The 5,169-nt window shown below is 66.5% G+C and carries 5 protein-coding genes; 1 reads left to right on the top strand and 4 read right to left on the bottom strand.

Annotation, left to right across the window (positions count from 1 at the left end):
• The first annotated feature begins 165 nt into the window (after window positions 1-165).
• Window positions 166-1,449, top strand: a complete 1,284-nt coding sequence (locus tag H928_RS0109625; RefSeq protein WP_021026304.1) for an MFS transporter — start codon at window positions 166-168, stop codon at window positions 1,447-1,449.
• 13 nt (window positions 1,450-1,462) lie between these two features.
• On the opposite strand, the gene H928_RS0109620 is transcribed toward H928_RS0109625, so the two are convergent.
• From H928_RS0109620 to H928_RS26945, 4 genes are all read right to left on the bottom strand, one after another.
• The gene (locus H928_RS0109620; protein WP_021026303.1) at window positions 1,463-2,446 is read right to left on the bottom strand and encodes a tripartite tricarboxylate transporter substrate binding protein; all 984 of its coding nucleotides are present in this window, start codon (window positions 2,444-2,446) and stop codon (window positions 1,463-1,465) included.
• 35 nt (window positions 2,447-2,481) lie between these two features.
• Window positions 2,482-3,669 carry an alpha-hydroxy acid oxidase gene (locus H928_RS26950; RefSeq protein WP_021026302.1) on the bottom strand — a complete coding sequence of 396 codons (1,188 nt, stop codon included), beginning with the start codon at window positions 3,667-3,669 and terminating at the stop codon, window positions 2,482-2,484.
• A 99-nt stretch (window positions 3,670-3,768) separates the two neighbouring features.
• The gene (locus H928_RS0109610; RefSeq protein WP_021026301.1) at window positions 3,769-4,674 is read right to left on the bottom strand and encodes a LysR substrate-binding domain-containing protein; all 906 of its coding nucleotides are present in this window, start codon (window positions 4,672-4,674) and stop codon (window positions 3,769-3,771) included.
• A 1-nt stretch (window position 4,675) separates the two neighbouring features.
• Window positions 4,676-5,169: LysR substrate-binding domain-containing protein (locus tag H928_RS26945; RefSeq protein ID WP_021026300.1), on the bottom strand; the 494-nt coding region annotated here is incomplete at its 5' end.

The raw sequence follows: 5,169 nt of genomic DNA, 5'->3' as shown, positions 1-5,169 counted from the left end.
AGGCGCCCTCGCCGCACAGCGCTGACCCGCGCGCTGGCCCGCCTGCCGCCAGCGCGACATCCAGCCGCACGCCCCGCTTGCCTCTCCTGCGCCTCGGCCTATCATCGGCCCTACTACATCCTTGTTGCGCAGGCCTTTTGACGAGCGCCTCGCGGCCCCCGCGACATGACAGCGCTCAATACCTCCCTGCCTCCAGGCCCCACCCCACCGTCCGGCCTCTATTTCGGCTGGGTGATCGTCGCCGCCTCCACCATCCTCACCTTGCTCACCGTGGGCATGCGCATGGGGATCGGCCCCTTTATCGTGCCGCTGTCGCAGGACCTGGGGTTCAGCCGCAGCCTGCTGTCGTCCATCGTCGCCTTTGGCATGCTGTGCTACGGCCTGGGCATGCCGCTGGCCGGCTGGCTCGTGGCGCGCCAGGGCACGCGGCGGGTGCTGCTGCTGGGCACCGTCATCGTGGTGCTGTCCTGCATCTGGGCGGTTAACGCCCGCACGCCCTGGCTGTTCTTCTGGTCCTACGGCGTGGCGCTGTCGCTGGGCCTGGCCTTCACCAGCCCGGTCGCAGTCACACCGATGATCAGCAGCTGGTTCACGCGCCAGCGCGGCATGGCGCTGTTCTTTCTGTCCACCGGCTCGATGGCTGGTATTGCGGTGATGACGCCGGTCTTCACCTTCACGATTGCGCGCTGGGGCTGGCAGCACACCCTGCTGGGCTTTGCGCTGGTGTTTGCGCTGATCGTCAGCGCGATGGCGCTATGGATTGTGCGCGATGACGCACCCGAGCACACCGACCTGACCCCGGCCGAGCAGGCAGCACGCCAGGAGCGCCTGCGCGCGATGGCCGGCCAGCCCGCCGCACCCACCTTGGGCTTTGCGCAGGCCGTGGCCACTGCACCTTTCTGGCAGATCTTTCTGGGCCTGTTTGCCTGCGGCTTCAGCATGAACCTGCTGGGCACGCATGGCGTGCCCATGCTGATGGACCATGGCTTTGATGCCGGCAGCAGTGCCGGCGGCATTGGCCTCATTGGCCTGGTCGCCATCTTCAGCACCCTGGGCCTGGGCAAGCTGTCCGATATGGTGCCGCGCCGCTACATCCTGGCCGTCATCTACCTGGTGCGGGGCCTGGGCTTTGTCGGCTTGGTGGCCGTCATCCACCACTGGCAGCTCTATGCCGTGGCCGCCCTGGGCGGCATTGTCTGGGCCGGCTCGATTGCCGCGTCTTCGGCCATTCTGGGCGATCTCTACGGCATCAAGCTGGTGGGCATGCTCTACGGCTGCGCCTACCTGGGCCACCAGATTGGCGCGATGATCAGCAGCTGGCTGGGCGGCTGGGCCTATGAGCAGTTCGGCACCCACTGGATTGCCTTTGGCGCAGCTGCTGCGCTGCTGGTGCTGGCCGCTGGCGTGTCGCTGCTGCTGCCCACGCGGCTGGCAGCCAACGCGCGTTAGGGCTGTATCGGCCTCAGTCGATCTTCAGCTTGGTGGCCTGCGCCACGTCGCCCCAGCGCTTGATCTCGCTGTGGAAGAAGCGCTGAAAGCTGGCCGGTGAATTGGGCGCGGGCGGCAGCATAAAGCCATTGCTCTGGTACTTGGCCCGCACATCGGGGTTGGCGTTCAGTGCGCGGTTGATGGCCTTGTTGACGGTCTCCACCACCTGGGCCGGTGTACCGGCGGGCGCAAACACGCCAAACCAGGCGGCAACCTCAAAGCCGGGCACGCCGGACTCGGCGACGGTCGGAATATCCGAGGCGAAATCCACGCGCTCAGCGGTCGTCACCGCCAGGCCCTTGAGCTTGCCGGCGCGGATCTGCGCGAGCAGCGGTGGCAGGTTGTCCATCATCGAATCCACCTGCCCGCCCAGCAGATCCGACACGGCCGGGCCGCTGCCCCGGTAGGGCACATGCAAGATGCTGGTCCCCGTCTTGAGCTTAAACAGCTCGCAGCCCAGATGGGCCGACGAGCCACTGCCGGGCGACGCGCAGGTCAGCTTGTCCGGGTGCTGCTTGCCATAGGCGATGTACTCGGCCACCGAGTTGACCGGCAGCTTGGCGCTCACGGCCAGAATATTGGGCACCACATTGAGCTGGGCCACGGGCACCAGGTCCTTGCCGGCATCAAAGCCCAGCTTGGTGTAGAGGCCCTGGTTGATCGCCGTTGAGATCGAGCCCACAAACAAGGTATAGCCATCGGCTGGCGCGCGCACCACATATTCGGCACCGATATTGCTGTTGGCGCCCGGGCGGTTTTCGACGATAAAGGACTGGCCCAGGTCCTTGCCCAGCGCGTCAGCCATCAGCCGCGCGCCAATATCGGTGGCACCGCCGGGCGCATAGCCCACGACCAGTTTCACGGGCTTGCTGGGGTAGCCCGTGCCTTGGGCCTGTGCGGCGGGCAACAGCGCCCATGCGGCGGCCAGGGCCAGCGCGGCCTTGCTCAGTGTCATCATTTTTTGTCTCCTTGATTGCAAATAGGTGCAGCGCTTTAGCGCTGACTGGGGGGCAGCGAAAAATCGCCCTGGATGCGCAAATAGTCCGCTGTCAGCTCCTGCGGGCGGTTGACACCCAGCAGCGCCAGGTTGGTCATCAGCTCCTGGCGGAACAGCTGCACCGCGTGCGCAATGCCCGCCTCGCCGGCGACTGCCGCGCCAAACAGCTGGGGCCGGCCGGTAAAGACCAGGTCAGCGCCCAGCGCGATGGCCTTGAGCACATCGCTGCCCCGGCGAAAGCCGCCGTCGATGAAGACCGGATAGCCAGCTGGCACGGCCTGCCGAATCTCGGGCAGCGCCTGCAAGGGGGAGATGCAGGCATCGAGCTGGCGCCCGCCATGGGTCGAGACGATGACCGCATCGGCGCCATGCGCCACGGCGAGCCTGGCGTCCTCCGGGTGCATGACACCCTTGAGCACCAGCTTGCCCTTCCAGGCAGCGCGTATCTGGTCTATGCAGTCCCAGTCGAGCTGGTCGCGCTCGCCCCGAAAGCCATGGGGCGGGTCGGCAGTGATGGCCGGCCCCGCCTCATGGGCCAGGTTGGCAAAGCGGGGCACGCCCTGGCTCAGGACCGTGCGCAAAAACACATCGAAGCTCCAGCGCGGGTGGCGCAGTCCGTCGAGCAACAAGGTCCAGCTGGGGCGAAACGGCACGGTAAAGCGCAGGCGCTGCAGGTTCTCGCGGTTGGCGCCCACGCAGGTGTCGATGGTGACCACCAGCACGGGCACCTGGGCTCTTTCGAGGCGCTGCAGCAGCGGCAGGATGCGCGCCATATTGCCCGGCAGGTAGGCCTGGTACCAGCAGCGCTGGCCATGGGCGCTTTGCAGCTGCTCCAAGGGCACGGTCGATGCGCCGCTGATGATGAAGGGCAGCGCCTGCGCCTGCGCCACCTTGGCCAGCGCCGCGTCGCAGTCCTTCATCACGATGGCCGCAAAGCCGGTGGGCGCAAAGCCCATCGGCAGCGAATAGGTCTGGCCCCACAAGGTGGTGGCCGTGCTGCGCCGGGCCACATGGCGCAGGCCACGCGGCACAAAGCCCAGGCGCGAGAAAGCCTGCAGGCTTTGCTGCAGCGATATGCCGTCTTCCGTGCCGCCGCAGACATAGCCGCGTACACAGGCGGGCAAGCGCCGGCGGGCAGCGCGTTCCAGATCGGCAATCGAGAGGTAATGGTGCAGCGCGGCCATGGTGCGCAGTCTCCGTCGTTGTTCTTGTTGAACTACGCATTGTTCGCAAGGCCGCGCTGCTGGGCAAACGAAATTAAATGATCGGGCTATTCCAAAATTTCATGCAGAGGGTGTGCTGGCATGCGCCTGCGCCAGCACCCAATCGACAAAATGGCGGATCTTGGGCAAGGCCGCGCAGTGGCTGGCATGGGCCACGTAGTAGGCGCCGTCGCTGGGTTGCACAAAGGGCCAAGGCTGCACCAGGCTGCCCCGGGCCAGCGCCTGCTCGGCAAACATGCGCGGCATGATGGCCAAGCCAATGCCTTCTTGCGCGGCCTGCAGGCACATCGAGAAGGTGTCAAAGCGCGGGCCCCGGTAGGCATCGACCGGCACAAAGCCCTGGCTACCAAACCAGTCGCGCCAGATCTCGGGCCGAAAGGAGCACTGGACCAGCGGCAACTGCTCCAGCTCAGCGAGCGACGCCAGGCCATTAACCGGCAGGATCTCTGGCGCACAAACGACTGCCACATCGGCCTCGAACAGGCGGTGGCAGTCCGCACCCGGCAGGCTGCCGTCACCATAGAACAGTGAGATGTCGATGCGCGCCTGCATCAGGTCAAAAGGGCGGGCATCGCCCTTGGTGACGACCTGGATATGCGGGTAGGCCTGCATGAATTGCCGCAGGCGCGGAATCAGCCAGGTGATGCCAAAGGTGGGCTGTACCGCAATCGTCAGGGTTTCGTCCGCCTCGCCATAGCCCATCACATAGCGGGCCGAGGCATCGACCTGGTTCAAGATGCTGCGCACCTCGCCCAGGTACATGCGCCCGGCCGGGGTCAGTGCCAGCCCGCGCGCCGAGCGGTGGAACAGCGCCTGGCAGACGGTGGCTTCCAGCTGCGCAATCTGCTTGCTGATCGCGCTCTGGGTCAGACACAAATCCTGGGCCGCCAAGGTAAAGCTCATGTGGCGGGCCACGGCCTCAAAGCACTGCAGCGCCATCATCGACGGCATGACGCGTTTTTGCATATCAGGCCACTCCCTTGCGTGCGCGCTGCTGGGCCAGTTGCTGGTCCAGAATGCTGCCCAGGTGCTGGAGCAGCACACGGGCCTGGGCTTCTGGGCGGCGCTGGCTGACCAGAATCAGCGGCGCCACCAGACCGGGCGCAGCACTCAGCCGCCGGTAGGCCAGACCGTCGCCGCGCAGCTGCTGCAGCGAGGCCGGCACAATGCTCAGCCCCAGGCCTGCGGCCACCAGGCTCAGGGTCGCAGTCAGGCGCGGAGCCTCTTGCACCACCTGCGGATGAAAGCCCGCGCCCACACAAGCGGCCACAATGCCATCGTGCAGGCCCGGGCCCGCAGGCCGCTTGTACAGCACCAGCGGCTGGCCCCGCAACTGCGCCAGCGGCAAGGCGCGTTTGGACTGCATCAGCGCATGCCCGGCCGGCCCGGCCACCACCATCGGCTCACTGAGCAAAAGGCGGCTGCTGAGGCTGGGCTGCGCCTCCCAGGCCGAACGCACCA

It is taken from the genome of Comamonas sp. B-9 (genome assembly GCF_000410635.1).
GTDB lineage: Bacteria > Pseudomonadota > Gammaproteobacteria > Burkholderiales > Burkholderiaceae_C > Comamonas.
This window is presented reverse-complemented; position numbering and strand designations above follow the sequence as displayed.